We start from the raw sequence: 566 nt of genomic DNA, 5'->3' as shown, positions 1-566 counted from the left end.
CCGAACGGCGTCCGGGTCAGCGTGGTGAACGCCTGTCCGGGCGGCGAGCGGACCGCGGCGGCGCTGCCCAGCGGCGGCAACGGGCTGGTCGGGATGCGCGAGCGGGTGGTCGCGCTCGGGGGCACCTTCTCGGCGGGGCCGGAGCGGGACGGCGGCTTCCGGGTGGAGGCGGTCCTGCCGTCCCGGCTGGCGGTCCGCCAGGACCGCCTGGTCTAGCGCGCCGTCCGGGCCGACCCTCGATCGGTCCGGATCAGCCCGCGTCCTCGGCGGTGCGCAGCCGTTCCGGGGCGGTGCCCAGGACCAGGGCGGAGATCGCCCGGTCGACGCTCTCGCCGAGGTACCACTCGCCGGTGTGGTCCAGGCTGAAGACCCGGCCCTCCTCGTCGATCGCCAGCAGCGCCTGCCCGTACGCCTCCTCGCCCAGCGGCGCGACCCGGGTGTCCAGGGCGCGGCCCAGGTCGGCCAGGGTGCGGGGCTGGTGCAGGCCGCACAGCGGGTCGACCAGGAACGGGGTGCGGGCCAGCTGCCGGCCGGGGCCGACCAGGTCGAAGGCGAGGCCGCCGAAC

1 protein-coding gene and 1 pseudogene are annotated in these 566 nt (G+C 77.6%); one reads left to right on the top strand and one right to left on the bottom strand.

Features of this window, described 5'->3' with window-relative positions; genetic code table 11:
• Positions 1-216 (top strand): annotated as a pseudogene (locus BI06_RS52460) (hypothetical protein); the annotation flags it as partial.
• A 34-nt stretch (positions 217-250) separates the two neighbouring features.
• Here the strand turns inward: BI06_RS52460 and BI06_RS19260 are convergent.
• The coding region (locus tag BI06_RS19260; RefSeq protein WP_043469365.1) for an SUKH-3 domain-containing protein at positions 251-566 on the bottom strand (316 nt) is incomplete at its 5' end.

This window comes from Kitasatospora sp. MBT66 (genome assembly GCF_000710405.2).
Lineage (GTDB): Bacteria > Actinomycetota > Actinomycetes > Streptomycetales > Streptomycetaceae > Kitasatospora > Kitasatospora purpeofusca.
Note: the sequence above shows the minus strand (reverse complement) of the source record. Positions and strands in the feature narration are given on the sequence as shown.